Consider the following 19,524-nt stretch of genomic DNA (forward strand, 5'->3'; position numbering starts at 1 on the left):
AGATCAGCCGCGCAGCGTGCCACCGGTGGCCTTGGTGACCTTCTCGACGATCTTCGCGGCGACGGCCTCGATCTCCTTCTCCTTCAGCGTCTTGTCCTTGGGCTGAAGGCGGACGGTCAGGGCGAGCGATTTCTTGCCCTCGCCGAGGCTGCCCCCGATGAACTCGTCGAAGACGCGCACATCCGCGATCAGGCCCTTGTCGGCCCCGGCCGCGGCATTGACCAGCGTCAGCGCCTCGACCTCCGAATCCACCACGAAGGCGAAATCGCGCTCGACCGGTTGCAGGTCATGCAGCTCCAGCGCCGGGCGGGTGGCACCGGCCTTGCGCGGCAGCGGCACCTCGGCCGGCCAGAGGGTGAAGCCCATGACCGGGCCCTTCACGTCCATCTCGCGCAGCACCTTGGGGTGCAGCTCGCCGAAGATGCCCAGCACCTTCTTGGGGCCGAGGCAGATCATGCCGTGCCGGCCCGGATGCCACCATTCGCGCGCGCCGCGCAGGATCTGCACCTTGGCGGGTGCCCCGATCGCGGCCAGAAGCGCCTCGGCATCGGCCTTGACGTCGAACACGTCCACGGGGCGCTGCGCGCCATGCACGTCCTTGGGCCCCGTCCGACCGACCAGCAGCCCCGACAGCAGCAGGTGCTGCTCGCCCGGCTCGCCGCCGTGGAAAGCGTGGCCCAGCTCGAACAGCGCCATGTCCATCTGGCCGCGCGCCTGGTTGCGGGCGGCGGCCTGCAGCAGGCCGGGCAGCAGCGCGGGGCGCATGTGGCTCATCTCGGAACTGATCGGGTTGGCCAGCATCGTCGCGTCATCGCCCCCACCGAACAGCGCGGCCGAGGCCCGGTCAATGAAGGTGTAAGTGACGCATTCGTCATAGCCCAGCGCCGCGGCGGTGCGGCGGGCCACCTGTTCGCGCTTCTGCAGCGGCGACAGGATCGGCCGGGGCACACCGGCCTGCGCGCGCGGCAGGGGCGTGCCCTGCAGCCGGGTCAGCGAGGCGATGCGGGCCACTTCCTCGACCAGGTCCGCCTCGCCCAGCACGTCGGGCCGCCACGAGGGCGGATGCGCCATGTCGCCCTCAAGGACAAAGCCCAGCGCCTCCAGCGTGGCGCGCTGCGTCTCGGCGGGGATCTCCATCCCCACCAGCGAGACCACGCGCGCCGGGTCCAGCCGGTAAGCGCGCCGGTCCTCGGGCACCGCGCCGGCCACCACGATCTCGGAGGCCTCGCCACCGCAGAGATCGAGGATCATCTGCGTCGCATCCTCCATGGCCTGCATGTTGTAGGCCGGGTCGATGCCACGCTCGTTGCGGTAGCGGGCATCCGAGTTGATCTTGAGCGCGCGGCCGGTATGGGCGATCTGGATCCGGTCCCAGACGGCGGCCTCGAGGAAGACATCCGTGGTCTCGAGCGTGGCACCGGTGGCGAGCCCGCCCATGATGCCGCCGATGGACTCGACGCCGCCCGCGTCCGAGATCACCACCTGCCCGTCGGAGAAGCTGTAGGTCTTCTCGTCAAGCCCGACCAGCGTGTCGCCCTCTTTGGCGCGGTGGATGCGCAGCCCGCCCTGCACCTTGGCCGCGTCGAAGACATGCAGCGGGCGGTTGCGGTCGAAGGTGAAGTAGTTCGTCACATCCACCAGCGCCGAGATCGGGCGCAGGCCGATGGCGCGCAGGCGCTGCTGCAGCCATTCCGGGCTGGGCCCGTTCGTCACGCCGCGGATCACGCGGCCGGCAAAGACATGGCAGCCGCCCTCGCCCTGCGTGTCGGCGTCGATCTCGACCTTGATCGGACAGGGGAAGCTGCCGGGGACCTGCGCAGTCTTCAGCGGCTTCAGCGTGCCTAGCCCGCGCGCGGCCAGGTCGCGGGCGATGCCATGCACGCCCAGAGCATCCTGCCGGTTGGGGGTGATGGCGATCTCGATCACCGGGTCGACCTTGGCGGGGTCGTTCTCGGCCAGCCAGTCGACGAAGCGCTGCCCGACCTCGCCCGAGGGCAGCTCGATGATGCCGGTATGCTCGTCCGAAAGCTCCAGCTCGCGCTCAGAGGCCATCATGCCGTGGCTTTCGACGCCGCGGATCTTGCCCACCGACAGGGTCACGTCGATGCCGGGCACGTAATCCCCGGGCTTGGCCAGCACCACGGTGATCCCTTCCCGCGCATTGGGCGCGCCGCAGACGATCTGCCTGTCGCCCTCGTCGGTCTCGACCATGCAGACGCGCAGCCGGTCGGCATCGGGGTGCTGCTCGGCCGAGCGCACGCGGGCCAGCGTGAAGGCCGAGAGCCGCGCCGCCGGGTTCTCGACGCCTTCCACCTCGAGGCCGAGGTCGGTCAGGGTCTCGGCGATCTCGTCGACGCCGGCACTGGTGTCGAGATGCTCTTTCAGCCAGGACAGGGTGAATTTCATGGCAGGCGGCCCTTCGTCGGAATTCCGGTTCGCGCGGGGCATAGCCGATTGCCCCGGCGGGGGAAAGGCCCGGGGCGCGGCTCAGGGATCGAGCCGGGCCGCCAGATCCTCGGCATCGCCCATCGCGGCCAGCTTCAGCTCGCGCACCAGACGCAGCGTGGGCTTGAGCGCGAAACAGGCCGAGCCCACCACGAAGAGCCAGATGCCGGGGGTCTTGGTGGCCTCCCAGAAGAACAGGATCGAGCCGGCGAGAAAGCACAGGGCGGCGATGAAATCGACGATCGTGTACGCGATCTCGAAGGCGGCATAGACCCGCTTGGCGCGCGGGGACTTGTTGCGGTTCTCGGCGTGAAACAGGGACATGGGCGCTCCGGTGTGTGGATCCGGGGATCCAACGCCGCAGCGCCCGATCGGTTGCGTGCCCGCCGTGGTGCAGCGGCTATTCCGACCAGGTCTCGGCCCGCAGGCTGTAGCTCAGCGGATCGAAGCAATCGCCCATGGTCAGCGTGAAGGAGGTCGGGAAGGCCGGCGTGTCGAAGCTGATCAGCGCCTGCCCCCAGTTGCGCGAGGGCGCGGCCCCGCCGGCCGAGAGCGCCATCTCGCAGAAGCCCGGCCCCTCGCCGAACCAGTAGGCGCGATGCGTGTGGCGGTTGTCGTAATTGCCGGCCAACCCGGGGATGTAGAGCATCGCGCGCTGCCCGCCGGGATGCCGGAAGGCGAACAGCGCCGCGCCGTCGATCTCGTCCTCGTAGGTGATGCGACCGTAATCCGAGGTCCAGATCTCGTCGGCGGCGGCGGGCGTGGCCAGAAGGGCGGCCAGGAAAAGCGTGCGAATCATGGGCTGTCTCCGAAATGCGATGCAAGACAGCCTGCCACGGATCCCGCGCCTGCGGGGCGGCCAATTCGGCCGGGTGGCGGAATACCCGACCCCGCGCCGGGCCCTAGCGGTTCAGCCCGCCGTGCAGCGTCGGCACGTCGAGGCCGGGGAAGCCGAAATGGCGCAGCCAGCGCAGGTCGCTGTCGAAGAAGGCGCGCAGGTCGGGGATGCCGTATTTCAGCATGGCGATCCGGTCGATGCCCATGCCGAAGGCAAAGCCCTGCCATTCGTTCGGGTCGATCCCGCCGGCCTCCAGCACCTTGGGGTGCACCATGCCCGAGCCCAGCACCTCGAGCCAGTCATCGCCCTCGCCCACCTTGACCTGGCCGCCCTGCCACGAACACTGGATGTCCACCTCGGCCGAGGGTTCGGTGAAGGGGAAATGCGAGGCGCGGAAGCGTGTCTTGACGCTGGTGCCGAAGAAGACCGAGAAGAACTCCTCGAGCACCCATTTCAGGTTCGCCATCGAGATGTCGCGGTCGATGGCCAGCCCCTCGATCTGGTGGAACATCGGCGTGTGCGTCTGGTCGTAATCGGCGCGGTAGACCCGGCCCGGCGCGATGATGCGGATCGGCGCGCCCTGCGCCTGCATCGAGCGGATCTGCACCGGCGAGGTATGGGTGCGCAGCACATGCGGGGCGCGGTTATCGCCCTCGGCGCGGTGCATGTAGAACGTGTCCATCTCGGCCCGCGCGGGGTGGTGCGACGGGATGTTCAGCGCATCGAAATTGTACCAGTCATCCTCGATCTGCGGGCCCTCGGCCACGGCAAAGCCCATGTCGGCGAAAATCGCGGTGCATTCCTCCCAGACCTGGCTGACCGGGTGGATGCTGCCCTGCCGGCGCGGGCGCGCGGGCAGCGTGACATCCAGCCACTCGCCCTTGAGCCGCTCTTCCAGCGCGGCATCGGCCAGCGCGGTCTTGCGGGCGGCCAGCGCGGCGTTGATCTCGTCCTTGAGCGCGTTGAGCCTTGGGCCCATGACCTGCCGCTCCTCGGGGGTCATCTTGCCCAGTTCGCGCATCTTGAGGCTGATCTCGCCCTTCTTGCCCACGGCCGCCACGCGCAGCTGCTCCAGCGCCGCCTCGTCGGCCGCCTCGGCGATGGCAGTGATGTACTTGTCGCGCAGATCGTCCATTTTCCGGGCTCCAGTTTGGTCGCCGACGGGTTAGCCGCGCCCCGGCGGGTTTGCAAGCGCTCCGGCGTACGGGGCTTGTCGGGCGCGGCCCCTGCCCCACCTTTGTCCTGTGCAAAGGAGACCCCCCATGCGCTGGCTCGTACCCGTCCTGTTCCTTGTCCTGAGCGCCTGCGGGCGCGGCGTGCCCGGCGACGCGCCGGTCGTCGTGGCCGGCGATTCGGTGATGGCATGGAACCGGGTGCAGGGCGGTTCTGTCGCCGACGGGCTGGAGCGGCTGCTGGAGGTGCAGGCCGGCGATGTCTCGCTGCCACTGGCGAGGGTCATGGACGGGCGCGGCGCGCTGAACATCCCCAACCAGCTGGAGGGGGTGGACGCGCCCTGGGTGGTGCTGAACGGCGGCGCCAACGACCTGGGCGTCGGCTGCACCGGCGGCAACAGCCGCGCCATCCTCGACCGGCTGATCGCGCAGGATGGCCGCTCGGGCGCGATCCCGCAGATGGTGGCCGAACAGCGCGCCCGCGGCTCGCGGGTGGTCTGGGTGGATTACTACACCTCGCCCCGCTACGCCGGCACCTCCTGCGTGCCGATCTATGACGAGATGGAGGACCGGCTGCGCCGCATGGCCGAGGCCGACCCGGGCGTGACGCTGGTCGACATGGGCGACGTTCTGCCCTCGTCGGACCTGTCGCTGTTCGCCAGCGACCGCATCCACCCCTCGGCCGCCGGCTCGGCCCGGATCGCACAGCTGGTCGCCGCGCATCTGCGCGATGTCGACCCCGAGCGCTTCGCGCCGGCCCGCTAGATCACAGCCCGGACATGAAAAAAGGGCGGCCTCTGTCAGAGACCGCCCTTCCGGATCCGTGTGGTGCCTGCGCGGCTCAGGCCGGCAGCGCGCCTTTCGCCTGCTCGACGATGGCGCCGAAGGCTTCGGGCTCGTGCACGGCGAGATCGGCCAGAACCTTGCGGTCGACCTCGATGCCGGCCAGCGTCAGGCCGTTGATGAAGCGCGAATAGGTCAGCGATTCGTCATGGCTGCGCACGGCTGCGTTGATCCGCTGGATCCACAGCGCGCGGAAATTGCGCTTGCGGTTCTTGCGGTCGCGCGTGGCGTACTGGTTGGCCTTGTCGACCGCCTGCGCCGCCACCTTGAAGGTGTTCTTGCGCCGGCCGTAATAGCCCTTGGCCGCCTTGGTGATCTTCTTGTGGCGCGCGTGGGTGACGGTTCCGCCTTTGACTCGGGACATGCGTAAATCCTCCTATCAGCGGTCGTAGGGCATGAACTGCTTGACGATCTTGGCGTCAGGCTCGGACATGACAGTGGTTCCGCGCGCGTTGCGGATGAATTTCTTGTGGCGCTTGATCATGCCGTGGCGCTTGCCGGCCTGGGCGGTGATCACCTTTCCGGTGGCGCTCACCTTGAAGCGCTTCTTGGCGCTCGACTTGGTCTTCATCTTGGGCATTTCGGGCTCCTGTCTTCTGGCGCGACTCGGCATGCCTCCGGGGCCGGCCGCGCGGTTGAGGGGCGCGTATAGGAAAGGCGGGCGGGAATGACAAGCCCTTTCGGGCGGGGAGGCGCAATCCGCTCAGTTCAGCAGGCGCGCGATCACGGTATAGATCGCCTCGGGCACCTGCGCCAGCGTGTAGCCGCCGGGTTTGCGCGTGACGGCCCAGCCGATCAGCGCGGCTGCCATCAGCGCGACGATGACGCCCGTCCAGGGCCTGCGCCGGTCGGCCCAGGCCGAGATCAGCGAGGGCACGGCCATCACCGCCAGCACGAGGCCGATGACAAGGGACACGTCCGGATCGAGATTCACCTTCTGCGCCCCCTGCCCTGTTGCCCGGTCCTGTTGCCCGGCCCCGAGGTTACTCGGGATCGGTGCGATAGATCAAACGCTCGTCGCAGGGCGCGACGCGCAGGATGTTGGTGGTGCCGGGCTCGTTGAAGGGCACGCCGGCGGTGACGACGATCTGGTCGTCGGTCGTGGCATAGCCCTCGGCCCGCGCCGCGCGGGCCGCGTTGACCACCGCCTGCTTGAAGCGCTCCAGCTCGCCCGTCATCACGCATTGCGTGCCCCAGGTCAGCGACAGCCGCCGTGCGGCGCCGCGCAGGCTGGTCATGGCGATGATCGGCACCCGCGGGCGTTCCCGCGCGACCAGCGCCGCGGTGGTCCCCGAGGAGGTGAAGCAGCAGATCGCCTTGATGTCGGTGGTCTCAGCGATCTCGCGGGCCGCGGCCACGATGCCGTCGGCGATCGTGTGGCGCTGCGCGGTGCGCGAGGCCTCGATGATCTCGGTATAAATGCTGTCGCTCTCGACCTCGATGGCGACGTTGTTCATCGTGCCGACCGCCTCGATCGGGTACTCGCCGGCCGCCGATTCCGCCGACAGCATGATCGCGTCGGCCCCCTCGTAGATCGCGTTCGACACGTCCGAGACCTCGGCCCGGGTGGGCATGGGCGACTCGATCATGCTCTCCAGCATCTGCGTGGCCACGATCACCGGCTTGGCCGCGGCGCGGCACTTGCGCACCAGCCGCTTCTGGATCGGCGGCACGTTCTGCACCGGCAGCTCGACGCCCAGGTCGCCCCGCGCCACCATGATCCCGTCCGAGACGGCCATGATCTCGTCGAAGGCCTTCACGGCCGAGGGTTTCTCGATCTTCGAGATGATCGCGGCGCGGCCGGCGCAGAGCGCGCGCGCCTCCTCGACATCGGCAGCGCGCTGCACGAAGGACAGCGCCAGCCAGTCCACGCCCAGCGCACAGACGAATTCCAGATCGCGGCGGTCCTTCTCGGACAGCGCTGCCACGGGCAGCACCACGTCGGGCACGTTCACGCCCTTGCGGTTCGAAATCGTGCCGCCGGTCACCACGGTGCAGTTGGCATGGTCCTTGCCGCAATCATCGACGCGCAGGCGGATCTTGCCGTCATTGACCAGCAGGTGCGCACCGGGTTCCAGCGCGGCGAAGATCTCGGGATGGGGCAGGTTCACGCGGGTCTTGTCGCCGGGCGCCTCGTCGAGATCGAGGCGGAAACGCTCGCCCCATTCCAGCTCTTCGGCCTCGTTGGCAAACGTGCCGACGCGCAGCTTGGGGCCCTGCAGGTCGGCGAGGATGGCGATCGGGCTGTCGAGGTCGCGCTCCACCTGGCGGATGATCTTGTGGCGGGCCTCGATCTCCTCGTGGCTGCCATGGCTCATGTTCAGCCGGAACACATCGGCGCCGGCCTCGTGCAGGGCGCGGATCATCTCGTAGGTGCTGGATGCCGGGCCAAGCGTGGCCACGATCTTGACTTTGCGGTCTCGTTTCATGTCTGTCCCTTCCTGCCACATGCAGGTTTCTGGCGGCGTCGCGGCCTTCTTCTGGCAGCGCGGCGGCCACAAGCCGCCGGCCGGCGGCGTTACCGCTAACGGCGCTCGCGTTATCGCGTATTTCCCTTCGCCGCGCAACTTGCTTATGTGTAGCCGAGCAGAGATGACGAGGCGATGACGTATTCCCCCTACCACATTGATGGCGCGGCGCGCGACAGCCGTTTTCTGATCACGTGCGACCATGCCTTCAACACGGTCCCGCCGGACCTTGGCGGCGATCTCGGCCTGCCGGTGGCCGACATGTGCCGCCACATCGCCTATGACGTGGGCGCCGCGGGCGTGGCGCGGGCGCTTGGCGCGGCGCTGGAGGCGCCGGTGCTGCTGTCCAACTTCTCGCGGCTGGTGATCGACCCGAATCGCGGCGAGGACGACCCGACCCTGCTGATGAAGCTCTATGACGGCTCGGTCATCCCGGGGAACCGCCATGCCGATGCGGCCGAGCGCGCGCGCCGGCTGGAGGCCTATTACCGTCCCTATCACGATGCGCTGGCGGACTTGGCCGGCCGGCGCGAGGACACGGTCATCGTCTCGGTGCATTCCTTCACGCGGCAGCTGCGCGGCCGGCCGTCGCGACCCTGGCATGTGGGCGTGCTCCACGCCTGGGACTCGCGCCTCTCCGACCCGCTGATCGCCGCGCTGGAGGCCGAGCCCGACCTGGTGGTGGGGCGCAACGAGCCCTATCCCGGCCACCTGCCGGGCGACGCGATCGACCGGCACGCGCTGCATCACGGGCGGTTGAACACGCTGCTGGAACTGCGCAACGACCTGATCGGGACCGAGGTGGCGCAGGCGCATTGGGGCGCCCGGCTGGCACCCTTGCTGCGCCACGCGCTGGCCCAGGTCCCGGACTGAGCAACCGGGGCCGCGACAGGCCCCAGACAAGGGAGGATCCCATGGACGACGCGACACGGACCGAACTCGAGGCGGCGGCCTTCCGCAGGCTGCAGCGCCACCTGATGGAAGACCGCAAGGACGTGCAGAACATCGACCTGATGAACCTCGCCGGGTTCTGCCGCAACTGCCTGAGCCGCTGGTACCAGGAGGCCGCCGCCGAACGCGGCATCGAGATGGGCAAGGACGAGGCGCGCGAGGTCTTCTACGGCATGCCCTACGACCAGTGGAAATCCGCCCACCAGACCGAGGCCAGCCCCGACCAGAAAGCCGCCTTCGACACCGCGTTCAAGGAAAACGTCACCGACAAGCAGTGACGCTGCCGCGCGCCGCCGGCCCACGGCGGCGCGTTACACGGCTCCGTCCCCAGGCTCGCCCGACGGGCTCAGCCCATCCCAAGCGCGGTCTTGTACATCTCCAGAACGGCCTCTTCCTCGGCGATGTCGTCGGCGTCGCGCTTGCGCAGGGCGATGACCTTGCGCATGACCTTGGTGTCGTAGCCGCGGCCCTTGGCCTCGGCCATCACCTCCTTGATCTGCTCGGCGATCTCCTTTTTCTCTTCTTCCAGCCGCTCGACGCGCTCGATGAACTGCTTCAGCTCGCCCGCGGCGACGCCGTAATTGTCGGGTGCGGAATCCTGCATATCCGGGGGTCTCCTGCCTGTGAGTGCTTCTAGCTACCCAAGCCCCGCGCGGCCATCAAGGGGTTGCGCCATGGCGGGCTCTGCTTTACCCGCAGGGCGCCGGAAGCGAGCGGGGAGCAGGGTGTATGGGATGGCTGATCTGGAGCGGGGCAGCGGTGTCCGTGGCTGGGCTCGCGGGGCTGATCTGGTGCATCTGGCAGGTCTGGACGGCGCGCCGCGCGCAGCTGCCCGACGAGGAGCTGCGCGCCCGGGTGCGCCGCGTCATGCCGATCAACATGGGCGCGCTGATGTTCTCGGTGCTGGGCCTGATGATGGTGATCCTGGGCATCTTCCTGGGCTGAGCCGCCAGGCCGGCCCGCGGGCCGGCGCCACCAGTCACAGGTCGTCGAAACTCTGACCGTACTTGACCAGCTCGGCCCAGGCGGGCTGCGGCTGCCAAAAATCGGCGTCGGGATGACCCAGCCGCTCGAGTGTCTTCATCACGCCGAAGACGCCCCAGAGGCTTACCGCCTTCATCACCCCGCCGCGCGGGCGCGGTAGGTCCAGCGCCAGCAGCGAGACCACGTCGAGATCCGAGGCCCGGCGCGCCATGCCCTCGGCCAGCAGGCGCGTGCCCTCGTTGGCCATCGCGCCGATCACCAGCCGGCGCAGGTCCTCGGCCGGCCATTTCACCGGCGCGCGCGCGGTGTCCAGATGGCGGGTCACGGCGGCGCTGGGACAGGCGACGCGCTGCTCCCAGTCATAGAAGCCCAGCCCCGCGACCCAGCCGGTGCGTCCCAGCCCGGCAATCTCGGCCGACCAGTTCGTGGCCCCTGCCCCGCGCTCGGCATGGGCCAGCGTCTCCAACCCGGCCATGTCGCGCGCCTTGAAGGGCGGGCGGGCCAGGCCCCAGTCCTCGAGCGCGGCGTCGATCGCATAGGGGTCGGCGCCAAGATCGACCAGCCCGTCGGCGGCCCGCTGCATCGCCGCGGCCAGCCGCCCGGCCAGGCTCTCGCCGGTCGAGCGGACATGGACAGGCACCTTGTGCAGCCGGTCGGCCAAGGCCAGAGCGGCGGCAAGGTCGCCGGGCGCACAGTCCGGCCCCTCGATGATCTCGACCAGCCGCGTGGCAAAGACCGGCGGCGCGAAACGCAGGCCCACCCGGTCGACGCGGCCGGCCATGGCGACCGCGCGCACCACGCCTTCGGGCGCGGGCACGTCGCCCTGCCCGCGTGCGGCGTGCAGGATGATGTCGGCACGGTCGGTCATCGCGGCGCTGTCGCCGATGCGCAGCCGGTCCAGCGCCTCGGCGCGGGCATCGGCATCTCGCCCCGCGGCCAGCAGGTCGCGCAGCTGCGCCTCGCCCTCGTGACGATGGGCGGTGTCGCGCATGCCCCAGTCGACGCACAGCCCGGCATTCAGCGCCGAGACGGCGATCTGCAGCGCCAGCGGCCCCGCGCCCAGCACGGCGACCCGCTCCATGCGGACCGGGGCGACCGGCGCGGCAAAGCCCCGTCGGGCCACGTGTTCGGCCACGAAGGCATGGCGCAGCGCGCGGGCCGCATCCGAGGCCAGCGTCGCCTCGAACGCGTCCTCCTCCATGGCCAGCCCGGCCTCGAAGGGCAGCAGCGCCGCCGCTTCGACAAGATGCACGATGCGGTGCGCGGCATCCTCGGGATCCCCGTCCAGACGCGCGCGATGGGCGGCCACCGCCGCCTGGAAGGCGACCGCGTCCTCCAGCCCGTCGCGACGCTCACTCAGCCGGCGCGTGGCGGGATCCTCGCCTGCCAGACGCGCGCAGAACTGCGCCGCGGCCATGCGCAGATCACCCGAGCAGACCGCGTCAACCAGCTGCTGGCCCGGCGCGCGGTCCACGGTCAGGATGCGCCCGCTCAGCATCATGTCGAGCGCCAGTTCCGCCCCTACCAGCCGCGGCAAGCGTTGCGTCGCGCCGGCCGAGGGGGTGAGCCCCATGCGGATCTCGGGCAGGCTGAGCCGGGTGCCCTGCAGGGCCAGCCGGTAATGCGCCGCCAGCGCCAGCTCCAGCCCGCCGCCGAACACCGTGCCCGACAACGCCGCGACCACCGGTGTCTCGCAGTAGGCCACGCGCTCGCAGAGATCGCGCAGAAAGGGCTCCTGTAGCCCGTCATCATATTCGTTCAGATCGGCCCCGGCGGGAAAGGTGCCGCCGCTGCCGATCAGGACGATGGCCTCGACCCCGTCCTCTTCCTCGGCGCGGTCCAGCGCCTCCATCAGGTCCTCGCGGATATCGCGGGACAGAGCGTTGACCGGCGGGTTGGCGATGCTCAGATACGCCACCCCGGCCGCCACCTCGTAGCCGACCCGTTCCGAGACCTGTTCACTTTGCCTGAAATGTTCGATCTGCCCGCTCATCCCGCCCGGCCCGGTGCCGGATCTGCCTGCCTGCTGCGCCGTTTTTCCGGCGTTTATGCGGGAATTAGACGCCAAAGCGGACGTTTTGGCAATTTTTTTGTCCACAGGCCTGTGGAAAACCGCGTGCAGCGTGTCGTTGCGGTCGCGCGGACACGGATCGGGGGCGGCCCTCCTCGCCGCCCCCGCCCCCGGGCGCTTCGCCCGACCGGTCCGCCGCGTCCCCTCGCAGGGCTCACCCCGCGGCGTCCGGCCGTGCGGGCCTCAGACCGGCATGTTGTCGAACTGGTCCTCGACGCGGCCATCGGTCCGCGCCTCGACCTCCTCGCGCGCCCAGGCCGGCACCTTGCCGCCATGGGTCTCGAGCTGGGTCACCACGTCCTCGAGCCGGTCGAGCACCGCCGGCCGGGCCTCGGCCTCGGCGATCAGCAGATCCTTGCGCAGCTCTTCGAGGCGAGTCTTCAGGTCTTCAAGCATGGTCTGTCCTCCATCTCTGCGGCCGGTCAGGCCGCTGTCGCGCACGTCCTGCACAACGGGGTCTCCGGCAACACGGCCAGCCGGTCCTGGGAAATCGTCTCGCCACAGCGCACGCAGGTGCCATAGGACCCGTCCGCCATGCGTTGCAGCGCGGCGCGGATGCGCGCCACCTCGGCCTGCCCGCTGACGCCGAGCCCTTCGAGAACCTCGTCGCCCTCGCGCTCGACCGCCATCTCTTCCCAGTCCTTCGAATGCGGCGCCTCCAGCGCGTCCTCAATCCCGTCAAGGCGCAGGCCAAGCTCGCGCAGGCGTTTGAAAAGAGCGCGTTTCTGTGCGTGGTGTGACATGGCTGCGGGCCTCCCAACCCGACATGGACACTTTGCCAAATTGTCGCGCCACAAGCATTGATGCAGGTCAATCGCGGATCGGACTTGAAACATATTCTATTTTGCGTATATGTGTCATCGAAACGGAGGACCCGACCAGATGAAACCAGACGTCACAGCCTTTTTCGACAACGCCACGAACACCATATCCTATGTCGTGCGCGACCCCAACGGAACGGCCTGCGCGATCATCGATTCCGTGCTGGATTTCGACTATGCCTCGGGTCGCACGGACACCCGCTCGGCCGATGCCGTGATCGCCTTCGTCAAGGAGAACGGGCTCGACTGCCAGTGGCTGCTCGAGACCCACGTCCATGCCGACCACCTCTCGGCCGCGCCCTACATCCAGGAGCGGCTGGGCGGCAAGATCGGCATCGGCGACCGCATCAAGATCGTGCAGGACACGTTCGGCAAGGTCTTCAACGAGGGCACCGAGTTCCAGCGCGACGGCTCGCAGTTCGACCAGCTCTTCGTCGAGGGCGACAGCTTCCATATCGGCCAGCTGCGCGGCGACGTGCTGCACACGCCCGGCCACACGCCGGCCTGCCTGACCTACGTGATCGGCGACGCGGCCTTCGTGGGCGACACGCTGTTCATGCCCGATTTCGGCACGGCGCGCTGCGACTTCCCGGGCGGATCGTCGGACACGCTCTACGATTCGGTTCAGAAGATCCTCGCCCTGCCGGACGAGACGCGCATCTTCGTGGGCCATGACTACAAGGCGCCGGGCCGCGACGACTATGCGTGGGAGACCACGGTGGGCGAGCAGAAGGCCGCGAACGTGCATGTCGGCGCGGGCAAGACCAAGGAAGATTTCGTGCAGATGCGCGACAGCCGCGACGCCACTCTGGCCATGCCCAAGCTGATCATCCCCTCGCTGCAGGTGAACATGCGCGCGGGCCAGATGCCGCCGGCCGACGAGCAGGGCGACGTCTTCCTCAAGGTGCCGGTCAACAAGATCTGACCGGCGGGCCTGCCCCCGGACCCGGGGGCGGGTGCCGCCCGGCGCGAGCGACATGCCCCGTGCGAACCGGGGCGTTCAGGACAAGAAAAGGAAACGAACCCATGCCAATCGACTGGATCTGGGGGCTGATCGGCGGTCTGCTGATCGGCACGGGCGGCGCTGTCTACCTGTTGGGCAACGGCCGCATCATGGGCGCCTCGGGCATCATCGGCGGTATCGTCGACGGCTCGGGCCGCGGCACGCTGTGGGAACGGCTGGTCTTCCTGGCCGGCGTCGCATTGCTGCCGGTGCTGCTGATGCCGGTCTACCGCGAGGTCGACACGCATATCACCGACAACATGGCCGTGCTGGTCGCGGCCGGGCTGCTGGTGGGGGTCGGCACGCGCATCGCCAATGGCTGCACCTCGGGCCACGGGGTCTGCGGCATGTCGCGCCTGTCGATCCGCGGCTTCGTCGCCACCGCCTGCTACATCCTCGCCGGCGGCGTCGGTGTCGTGCTGTTCCGCCACGTTCTGGGGGTGATCTGATGCTCAACCTGTTCATTGCATTCCTCGCCGGCGGCCTGTTCGGCGCCGGGCTCTTCGTCTCGGGCATGACCGACACCACCAAGGTGCAGGGCTGGCTGGACGTGTTCGGCAACTGGGACCCGACGCTGGCCTTCGTGATGGGCGGCGCCATGATCCCCATGGCCATCGCCTGGCTGATCCGGCGCCGGCGCGTGACCGCGCTGACCGGCGCCGCGCTGCCGCCCCCGCCCTCGCGCGAGATCGACAGCAAGCTGATCCTCGGCTCGGTGCTGTTCGGCATCGGCTGGGGGCTGGCCGGGCTCTGCCCGGGCCCCTCGATCGCGGCGCTGAGCTATGGCGGACCGGGGCTCTACGTCTTCCTTGCCGCGATGGCGGCGGGCATGGCCGTCGCGCCGCTGCTGCGCGCGCGGCTGGACAGGACGGTTCCGGCAGAGTAGGCGATTGTCATGGATATGCGCGAAATCACCCCCGTCTATCATGTCAGCCCGCAGATCTCGGTCGAGGACGTGGCAGAGATCAAGGAGGCGGGCATCCGCCTCGTGATCTGCAACCGCCCCGACGAGGAAGTGGCCCCCGACCAGCAGGCCGATGCGATCGGCGCGGCGGTCGAGGCGGCGGGGCTGGACTTTGCCCGGCTGCCGCTGACCCACCGCACGATGAATGCCGAGAACGTGTCGCGGCAGAGCGAGCTGATCGCCGGTGCCGAGGGCAAGGTCCTGGCCTATTGCGCCTCGGGCACCCGCTGCACCGTGGTCTGGGCGCTGGGGCATGTGGGCACGCTGGGCGTGGACGACACGCTGTCGGCCGCCGCGCAGGCCGGCTATGACCTCTCGGGCATGCGCCCGACGCTCGAGGCGCTGTCAAAGGTCTGAGCGCCCTATTCTTCGAAGTTCTCCTCGAAGTCGAAATCGAGCGACGCGGCCGAGAAATCCTCGGCCGGGTCGAGCCCGCCCAGCCCCGCCTGGGTCGCGGCGTGCACCCCCGAGAAATCGAATTCGGCCCCGGTGACGGGCAGGTCGAGCGGCGGCAGGTCCGGCAGGCTCTCGGCCTGCGCGGGGGTCGCGTCCTGTTTCGGCGGATCGGCCGGGGCCTCGGGCGGCGGCGCCTCCTCGCTCTCGCCCGCACGCTCCGACGGGTCCGCGGCCCGCTTGGGGGCGGGCCAGTCGAGACGGACCGCCCGCATCCCGTTCATCTGGCCCAGCCGTCCGCGCGCGACCATCTGCCCGCCGCCGGCGGTGATCTCGACCCGGCCCAGCGTATCCTGCGGCAGGTGCAGCAGGTCACCCGGTTGCAGGGTGCGCGCCCGGTTGAGCGGCAGGGTCAACCGCGTCAGCACCACGTCCAGCCGCGCCGGCACGCGGGCCAGCAACTCTTCGTGCGGGGCGCTGTCCGCGGCATCAGTACTGGCCGTGCCGGCCCGGCGCGGCCGTTCGGGCAGCACCACCGTCAACGGCCCGCGGCGGCGCCCCAGCGCCAGGTCCACCTCGGTCCGGAAGACACGGTAGCTGGCCGCGTCGAGCAGCAGGCCCGCGGCGCGCGCATCCTCGATCATGGCGCCGAAGCGATAGCCCTCGATCTGCGGATGCAGGGGATGATCCTCGAGATTGGCGGCCATGCGCTCCAGCGCGCCGTCGATCAGCGGGGCCATCATCGCCGCGTCGGTCTGGGTCAGGACGCGATCGGTATCGACCGGCATCTGCGTGACCTGCTGGATGGTCTGCACCTCGACCAGCCCGGTCATCACGGCGCGGTCGATCGCGGCCAGCCCCACCGCGCCCTCGGGCCCGTCCAGCAGCAGCAGCAGGTCATGCGGGCCCAGCCCCGCGATCACCCCGTCCTGGTCGCGCGTGTCGATGCCGACCGCCTGCGTGACCAGCGCCAGGTCCCAGAGCACGTCGGCCGTGCGCGACAGCGCCCGGCGCAGCGCCTTGGCCGGCGACATGCCGCGCGCATCGAACGCCCGTTGTGCCGCTTGTGCCTTCCGGCCCAATACGTCCTGTCGCGCCCCGTCAGCCATGCAGTCAAACGCCCGTCCTGTGCCACCTCGCCTTCGACTTATGGCGCGATTTGGTTACCAAGCTCTTTCGGCGCGCGGGAAATCCCGAAAGATCACTGCGCGGCCAGGGCCTGCGGCGCCGGCAGGATGACGCGGAAGGCCGCGCCGCGCTGGTCGGGCAGGTACAGGATCTCGCCGCCCAGCCGGGTCACGATCTGCCGGCAGATGGCCAGGCCCAGCCCCGCGCCGCCGGCCTTCATCTCGCCCACGCGGGCGAATTTCTCGAAGATCACGTCCTGCGCCTCGGGCGACACGCCCGAGCCGTTGTCGATGAAATCCACCACCAGCCCCTGCGCGTCGCTGCTGACGCGAATCTCGAGTTCGGGCTCGGCCGCGTCGCAATACTTGCGCGCATTGGCGATGAGGTTGATGAAGACCTGGCTCAGCCGTTCCAGGTCGGTGCGCAGCCAGACCTGCTCGGTGGTGCGGTCGCGGCGGATCGCCAGTGACCGGTCGCCCAGATCGGCCGAGACCGCCGCCACGGCGCGGTCCAGCACGTCCTCCAGCCGCCCCTCGGCCATGTCCAGCTTGACCTGCCCGTTCTCCAGCACGCTGAGATCCAGCAGGTCGTCCAGCAGGCGGGTCAGGCGGATCGCCTCGCCATGGATGATCGAGGCATAGCGGTTGCGATCGGCATCTCCCAGTTCCTCGGCATCGCGCAGGATCTCGGAGAAGGCCCGGATCGAGGTCATGGGCGTGCGCAGCTCGTGGCTGATCTGGCTGAGAAACGCATCCTTCTGCACCGACAGGCGGGTCATCTTGTCATTGGCCGCGCGCAGCTGGGCGGCTGTGCGGGCCAGCTCGTCGGACTGCGCCTTGAGCCGGGCGGAATACTCCATCATCTGCGCAGTCTCGTCGGCGACCGCCATCAGGTCCTCGACCGAGACGGCCATGCCCCCGGTGATCTGGCCCACCATGGCATGCGCCGTGGCCGCGCCGACCGAGCCCGACAGCTCGCGCTCCAGCGCCTGCAAAAAGGCCGGCGTGGGCTCGGGCAGGTGCCCCTCCAGCCCCTGCTCCTCGGCGGCGCGCTGGAACAGCGCCTGCGCCTCGCTCGCGCCCAGGATGCGCTGCGCCATGACCATCAGGTCCTCGCTCTGCGCGGTAGAATGCGACCAGCTGCGCGCGCTGCCGGGGGTCTGCTGGACATTGACGAACTGCGCGCCCTGCAACCGCTCCAGCGGGCTGGGAAAGCTCATCAGCGAGGCGGCGAAGAAGGCCAGCGTGTTGAGCGACAGGCTCCACAGCACGGCATGCAGCAGCGGGTCCAGCCCGTCGATGCCGAACAGCGCATGCGGGTTCAGCCAGGACAGGCCCAGCGGCCCGGTCTCGAAGAAGGGCTGCGGCAGTACCATGCCCGAGCCGAAGCTGGGCAGGTACAGCGTGTAGAGCCAGACAACAAAGCCCACGGTCAGCCCCGAGAGCGCGCCGATCCGCGTGGCCCCGCGCCAGAAGATCCCGCCCAGCATCGCGGGCAGCACCTGCGCGACGCCGGTGAAGGAGACGAGCCCGATCACGGCCAGCGCCTCGCCCCCGCCCGACACGGCATAATAAAGATAGCCAAGCAGCAGCACCCCGGCGATGGACAGCCGCCGCGACAGCAGCACCACGGCGCGCACATCGCCCGAGACGCTGGCCGCGCCCTCTTGCAGGCGCAACCAGATCGGCATGACGATGTGGTTCGATACCATGGTCGACAGCGCGATGGCCGCGACGATCACCATCGAGGTGGCCGAGCTGAAGCCGCCGAGGAAGGACAGCAACGCCAGCTGGTCCTGCCCGAAGGCCAGCGGCACGGTCAGCACGAAGAGATCGGGGTTCGATCCCTCGGGCAGCACGTCCAGCCCGACCACCGCGATGGGCACGATGAACAGGCTCATCATCATCAGGTAAAGCGGGAAGGCCCAGGCCGCCATGCGCAGCTGTTCGTCATTGTCGTTCTCGACCACCAGCACCTGGAACATGCGCGGCAGGCAGAGGAAGGCCGCGGCCGAAAGCAGCATCAGCCCGGCCCAGCGGCCGCCCGACACGTCCCAATGTCCGAGATCCGAGGCGTCGATCCGCTCCAGCACCTGACCGACCCCGCCGGCGATGCCCCAGACCACGAAGCCGCCCACCGCCAGCAGCGCGGCCAGCTTGACCACCGCCTCGACCGCGATGGCCATGACCACGCCGTGATGCCGCTCGTTCGCGTCAAGGTTGCGCGTGCCGAAGATCACCGTGAACACGGCCAACCCGGCGGCCACCCAGAAGGCAGTATAGCGCTCGTGCTCGGGCTGCGGCGCGGTCTGGGCGAAGACCTCGACCGACAGGGTCACCGATTGCAACTGCAGCGCGATATACGGGGTCGTGCCGATCACGGCGAGGATCGTGACGCCGATGCCCAGCAGGTTGGATTTGCCGTAGCGCGACGAGATCAGGTCGGCGACCGAGGTGATGCGCTGCGCCCGGCCGATCCGCACCAGCTTGCGCAGGATCCACCACCAGCCAATCAGCACGAGGCTGGGACCGAGATAGATCGTCAGGTATTCCAGCCCGTTGCGCACCGCGCTGCCCACCGCGCCGTAGAAGGTCCAGGCGGTGCAGTAGATCGACAGCGACAGGGTGTAGACGATGGGTGCGCGCAGCCAGCCGGTATGGCCGCGATAGGCGGCACGCTCGGCCACGAAGGCCACCGCGAAGAGCAGCGCCACGTAGGCGACCGAGATCGCCGCGAGCGCGTTGAGCGTGGTCACCGCGGCCGCTCCGTGCCGCCCGTTTCGATCGGGCGCGCGCGGCGCAGGGCAAAGATCATCGCCGCGGCACCGACCACCAGCCCGGCCCAGACGACGAAGAGATAGACCAGCGCCGTCGAGGTGGGCAGCGGCTCTTCGGGGATCAGCCAGAGCAGCGGGACGCACCACAGGAGCAGGCCCAGCAGCGGCAGCGCCCGCGCCGCGTCGACCAGCCGCCGGCGCCGATAGGTCTGCCGCTCGACGAAGAGCGGTCGGCGCGGGCCCGGCGCGGGATCGATGCTCATGACGGGGCGAGCGCCCGCACGGCGTCGAGCACCTCGGCATTGGAGAAGGGCTTGGTCATGAAGCGGCTCGCTCCGGCCCGCTCGGCCATCTCGCGGTCCTTGCTCTGGCCGCGCGCGGTCAGCATCAGCACCGGCAGGGCCTTGGTCTCGGGCGCCTCGCGCAGGTCGCGCAGGATGTCATAGCCCGACCGACCGGGCAGCATCACGTCGAGGATCAGGATGTCGGGATTGCGGGCGCGCACGACCTCGGCCGCATCCACGCCGTTGGAATGCGTGTCCACGCGCCAGCCCGCGCGGGACAGGATGAATCGGATGGCCTCGATGATATTCGGCTCGTCCTCGATCAGCAGAACATGCCCTGCCATGCATTCCCCCCATGTCCCGTCTGCGCGCCTCTTCTCCGG

Annotated in this window: 24 protein-coding genes; 8 read left to right on the plus strand and 16 right to left on the minus strand. The window is 69.3% G+C overall.

All coding sequences use genetic code 11. The features are described 5' to 3' along the window. Window positions 1-3: 3 nt before the first annotated feature. The 4 genes from pheT to pheS form a co-directional block, all read right to left on the minus strand. Window positions 4-2,406 carry a phenylalanine--tRNA ligase subunit beta gene (pheT, locus tag AVJ23_RS12775; protein WP_058862593.1) on the minus strand — a complete coding sequence of 801 codons (2,403 nt, stop codon included), beginning with the start codon at window positions 2,404-2,406 and terminating at the stop codon, window positions 4-6. An 81-nt stretch (window positions 2,407-2,487) separates the two neighbouring features. Continuing rightward, on the minus strand, window positions 2,488-2,769 hold the full coding sequence (locus AVJ23_RS12780; protein WP_058862594.1) for a YrhK family protein: 282 nt from the start codon (window positions 2,767-2,769) through the stop codon (window positions 2,488-2,490). Between the two features lie 76 nt (window positions 2,770-2,845). Further along, window positions 2,846-3,244 carry a hypothetical protein gene (locus AVJ23_RS12785; protein ID WP_058862595.1) on the minus strand — a complete coding sequence of 133 codons (399 nt, stop codon included), beginning with the start codon at window positions 3,242-3,244 and terminating at the stop codon, window positions 2,846-2,848. Between the two features lie 103 nt (window positions 3,245-3,347). Next, complete coding sequence (gene pheS / locus AVJ23_RS12790) at window positions 3,348-4,418, minus strand: phenylalanine--tRNA ligase subunit alpha (protein WP_058862596.1); 1,071 nt, start codon at window positions 4,416-4,418, stop codon at window positions 3,348-3,350. A 127-nt stretch (window positions 4,419-4,545) separates the two neighbouring features. On the opposite strand from pheS, the gene AVJ23_RS12795 reads away from it, so the two are divergent. Then, window positions 4,546-5,220: an SGNH/GDSL hydrolase family protein gene (locus tag AVJ23_RS12795; RefSeq protein ID WP_058862597.1), complete on the plus strand. Its 675-nt coding sequence runs from the start codon at window positions 4,546-4,548 to the stop codon at window positions 5,218-5,220. A gap of 76 nt (window positions 5,221-5,296) precedes the next feature. Here AVJ23_RS12795 and rplT read toward each other — a convergent pair whose 3' ends face one another. The 4 genes from rplT to pyk all read right to left on the minus strand — a co-directional run bounded on the left by rplT (window position 5,297) and on the right by pyk (window position 7,727). After that, window positions 5,297-5,662, minus strand: coding sequence for a 50S ribosomal protein L20 (gene rplT, locus AVJ23_RS12800; protein WP_058862598.1), 366 nt, complete (start codon window positions 5,660-5,662; stop codon window positions 5,297-5,299). A 15-nt stretch (window positions 5,663-5,677) separates the two neighbouring features. Then, window positions 5,678-5,878: a 50S ribosomal protein L35 gene (gene rpmI, locus AVJ23_RS12805; RefSeq protein WP_058862599.1), complete on the minus strand. Its 201-nt coding sequence runs from the start codon at window positions 5,876-5,878 to the stop codon at window positions 5,678-5,680. A 123-nt stretch (window positions 5,879-6,001) separates the two neighbouring features. Beyond that, window positions 6,002-6,232 (minus strand): hypothetical protein, encoded by a 231-nt coding sequence (locus AVJ23_RS12810; protein ID WP_240484640.1) that lies wholly within the window; start codon window positions 6,230-6,232, stop codon window positions 6,002-6,004. Window positions 6,233-6,281: 49 nt separating this feature from the next. Further along, window positions 6,282-7,727: a pyruvate kinase gene (pyk, locus tag AVJ23_RS12815; protein WP_058862600.1), complete on the minus strand. Its 1,446-nt coding sequence runs from the start codon at window positions 7,725-7,727 to the stop codon at window positions 6,282-6,284. A 174-nt stretch (window positions 7,728-7,901) separates the two neighbouring features. Between pyk and AVJ23_RS12820 the strand changes: the two genes are divergently transcribed. Then, entirely contained in the window at window positions 7,902-8,639 is a 738-nt protein-coding gene (locus tag AVJ23_RS12820; RefSeq protein ID WP_058862601.1) for an N-formylglutamate amidohydrolase, read from the plus strand. 41 nt (window positions 8,640-8,680) lie between these two features. Beyond that, on the plus strand, window positions 8,681-8,995 hold the full coding sequence (locus tag AVJ23_RS12825) for a DUF1244 domain-containing protein (RefSeq protein ID WP_058862602.1): 315 nt from the start codon (window positions 8,681-8,683) through the stop codon (window positions 8,993-8,995). Between the two features lie 68 nt (window positions 8,996-9,063). On the opposite strand, the gene AVJ23_RS12830 is transcribed toward AVJ23_RS12825, so the two are convergent. After that, the gene (locus tag AVJ23_RS12830; RefSeq protein ID WP_058862603.1) at window positions 9,064-9,321 is read right to left on the minus strand and encodes a DUF2312 domain-containing protein; all 258 of its coding nucleotides are present in this window, start codon (window positions 9,319-9,321) and stop codon (window positions 9,064-9,066) included. 125 nt (window positions 9,322-9,446) lie between these two features. Here AVJ23_RS12830 and AVJ23_RS12835 point away from each other — a divergent pair, with 125 nt between their 5' ends. Further along, entirely contained in the window at window positions 9,447-9,662 is a 216-nt protein-coding gene (locus AVJ23_RS12835; RefSeq protein WP_058862604.1) for a hypothetical protein, read from the plus strand. 34 nt (window positions 9,663-9,696) lie between these two features. Here AVJ23_RS12835 and AVJ23_RS12840 read toward each other — a convergent pair whose 3' ends face one another. The 3 genes from AVJ23_RS12840 to AVJ23_RS12850 all read right to left on the minus strand — a co-directional run bounded on the left by AVJ23_RS12840 (window position 9,697) and on the right by AVJ23_RS12850 (window position 12,515). Next, entirely contained in the window at window positions 9,697-11,694 is a 1,998-nt protein-coding gene (locus tag AVJ23_RS12840) for an enoyl-CoA hydratase/isomerase family protein (protein ID WP_058862605.1), read from the minus strand. Between the two features lie 261 nt (window positions 11,695-11,955). Then, window positions 11,956-12,168 carry a hypothetical protein gene (locus tag AVJ23_RS12845; protein ID WP_058862606.1) on the minus strand — a complete coding sequence of 71 codons (213 nt, stop codon included), beginning with the start codon at window positions 12,166-12,168 and terminating at the stop codon, window positions 11,956-11,958. A 26-nt stretch (window positions 12,169-12,194) separates the two neighbouring features. Then, complete coding sequence (locus AVJ23_RS12850; protein WP_058862607.1) at window positions 12,195-12,515, minus strand: TraR/DksA family transcriptional regulator; 321 nt, start codon at window positions 12,513-12,515, stop codon at window positions 12,195-12,197. Between the two features lie 139 nt (window positions 12,516-12,654). On the opposite strand from AVJ23_RS12850, the gene AVJ23_RS12855 reads away from it, so the two are divergent. The 4 genes from AVJ23_RS12855 to AVJ23_RS12870 all read left to right on the plus strand — a co-directional run bounded on the left by AVJ23_RS12855 (window position 12,655) and on the right by AVJ23_RS12870 (window position 14,917). After that, on the plus strand, window positions 12,655-13,518 hold the full coding sequence (locus AVJ23_RS12855) for an MBL fold metallo-hydrolase (protein WP_058862608.1): 864 nt from the start codon (window positions 12,655-12,657) through the stop codon (window positions 13,516-13,518). A gap of 101 nt (window positions 13,519-13,619) precedes the next feature. Continuing rightward, on the plus strand, window positions 13,620-14,045 hold the full coding sequence (locus tag AVJ23_RS12860) for a YeeE/YedE family protein (protein ID WP_058862609.1): 426 nt from the start codon (window positions 13,620-13,622) through the stop codon (window positions 14,043-14,045). Then, on the plus strand, window positions 14,045-14,482 hold the full coding sequence (locus AVJ23_RS12865; protein WP_058862610.1) for a DUF6691 family protein: 438 nt from the start codon (window positions 14,045-14,047) through the stop codon (window positions 14,480-14,482). Before AVJ23_RS12860 ends, AVJ23_RS12865 begins: the two co-directional genes overlap by 1 nt. 9 nt (window positions 14,483-14,491) lie before the next feature. After that, on the plus strand, window positions 14,492-14,917 hold the full coding sequence (locus tag AVJ23_RS12870; protein ID WP_058862611.1) for a protein tyrosine phosphatase family protein: 426 nt from the start codon (window positions 14,492-14,494) through the stop codon (window positions 14,915-14,917). Window positions 14,918-14,922: 5 nt separating this feature from the next. On the opposite strand, the gene AVJ23_RS12875 is transcribed toward AVJ23_RS12870, so the two are convergent. The 4 genes from AVJ23_RS12875 to AVJ23_RS12890 form a co-directional block, all read right to left on the minus strand. Further along, window positions 14,923-15,987: a flagellar motor switch protein FliM gene (locus AVJ23_RS12875; RefSeq protein ID WP_058862736.1), complete on the minus strand. Its 1,065-nt coding sequence runs from the start codon at window positions 15,985-15,987 to the stop codon at window positions 14,923-14,925. Window positions 15,988-16,154: 167 nt separating this feature from the next. Further along, window positions 16,155-18,836 carry a sensor histidine kinase gene (locus AVJ23_RS12880; RefSeq protein ID WP_058862612.1) on the minus strand — a complete coding sequence of 894 codons (2,682 nt, stop codon included), beginning with the start codon at window positions 18,834-18,836 and terminating at the stop codon, window positions 16,155-16,157. Next, entirely contained in the window at window positions 18,833-19,120 is a 288-nt protein-coding gene (locus AVJ23_RS12885; RefSeq protein ID WP_058862613.1) for a hypothetical protein, read from the minus strand. Before AVJ23_RS12885 ends, AVJ23_RS12880 begins: the two co-directional genes overlap by 4 nt. Further along, the gene (locus AVJ23_RS12890; RefSeq protein ID WP_058862614.1) at window positions 19,117-19,485 is read right to left on the minus strand and encodes a response regulator transcription factor; all 369 of its coding nucleotides are present in this window, start codon (window positions 19,483-19,485) and stop codon (window positions 19,117-19,119) included. The genes AVJ23_RS12885 and AVJ23_RS12890 overlap by 4 nt, the downstream gene beginning before the upstream one ends. Between the last annotated feature and the right edge of the window lie 39 nt (window positions 19,486-19,524).

The organism is Pseudoponticoccus marisrubri (assembly GCF_001482405.1).
Classification (GTDB): Bacteria; Pseudomonadota; Alphaproteobacteria; order Rhodobacterales; family Rhodobacteraceae; genus Pseudoponticoccus; species Pseudoponticoccus marisrubri.

Coding starts and splice junctions, on each gene's coding strand:
- pheT (WP_058862593.1), bottom strand. CDS start 2,406: ATGAAATTCACCCTGTCCTGGCTGAAAGAGCATCTCGACACCAGTGCC.
- AVJ23_RS12780 (WP_058862594.1), bottom strand. CDS start 2,769: ATGTCCCTGTTTCACGCCGAGAACCGCAACAAGTCCCCGCGCGCCAAG.
- AVJ23_RS12785 (WP_058862595.1), bottom strand. CDS start 3,244: ATGATTCGCACGCTTTTCCTGGCCGCCCTTCTGGCCACGCCCGCCGCC.
- pheS (WP_058862596.1), bottom strand. CDS start 4,418: ATGGACGATCTGCGCGACAAGTACATCACTGCCATCGCCGAGGCGGCC.
- AVJ23_RS12795 (WP_058862597.1), top strand. CDS start 4,546: ATGCGCTGGCTCGTACCCGTCCTGTTCCTTGTCCTGAGCGCCTGCGGG.
- rplT (WP_058862598.1), bottom strand. CDS start 5,662: ATGTCCCGAGTCAAAGGCGGAACCGTCACCCACGCGCGCCACAAGAAG.
- rpmI (WP_058862599.1), bottom strand. CDS start 5,878: ATGCCCAAGATGAAGACCAAGTCGAGCGCCAAGAAGCGCTTCAAGGTG.
- pyk (WP_058862600.1), bottom strand. CDS start 7,727: ATGAAACGAGACCGCAAAGTCAAGATCGTGGCCACGCTTGGCCCGGCA.
- AVJ23_RS12820 (WP_058862601.1), top strand. CDS start 7,902: ATGACGTATTCCCCCTACCACATTGATGGCGCGGCGCGCGACAGCCGT.
- AVJ23_RS12825 (WP_058862602.1), top strand. CDS start 8,681: ATGGACGACGCGACACGGACCGAACTCGAGGCGGCGGCCTTCCGCAGG.
- AVJ23_RS12830 (WP_058862603.1), bottom strand. CDS start 9,321: ATGCAGGATTCCGCACCCGACAATTACGGCGTCGCCGCGGGCGAGCTG.
- AVJ23_RS12835 (WP_058862604.1), top strand. CDS start 9,447: ATGGGATGGCTGATCTGGAGCGGGGCAGCGGTGTCCGTGGCTGGGCTC.
- AVJ23_RS12840 (WP_058862605.1), bottom strand. CDS start 11,694: ATGAGCGGGCAGATCGAACATTTCAGGCAAAGTGAACAGGTCTCGGAA.
- AVJ23_RS12845 (WP_058862606.1), bottom strand. CDS start 12,168: ATGCTTGAAGACCTGAAGACTCGCCTCGAAGAGCTGCGCAAGGATCTG.
- AVJ23_RS12850 (WP_058862607.1), bottom strand. CDS start 12,515: ATGTCACACCACGCACAGAAACGCGCTCTTTTCAAACGCCTGCGCGAG.
- AVJ23_RS12855 (WP_058862608.1), top strand. CDS start 12,655: ATGAAACCAGACGTCACAGCCTTTTTCGACAACGCCACGAACACCATA.
- AVJ23_RS12860 (WP_058862609.1), top strand. CDS start 13,620: ATGCCAATCGACTGGATCTGGGGGCTGATCGGCGGTCTGCTGATCGGC.
- AVJ23_RS12865 (WP_058862610.1), top strand. CDS start 14,045: ATGCTCAACCTGTTCATTGCATTCCTCGCCGGCGGCCTGTTCGGCGCC.
- AVJ23_RS12870 (WP_058862611.1), top strand. CDS start 14,492: ATGGATATGCGCGAAATCACCCCCGTCTATCATGTCAGCCCGCAGATC.
- AVJ23_RS12875 (WP_058862736.1), bottom strand. CDS start 15,987: ATGTCGCCGGCCAAGGCGCTGCGCCGGGCGCTGTCGCGCACGGCCGAC.
- AVJ23_RS12885 (WP_058862613.1), bottom strand. CDS start 19,120: ATGAGCATCGATCCCGCGCCGGGCCCGCGCCGACCGCTCTTCGTCGAG.
- AVJ23_RS12890 (WP_058862614.1), bottom strand. CDS start 19,485: ATGGCAGGGCATGTTCTGCTGATCGAGGACGAGCCGAATATCATCGAG.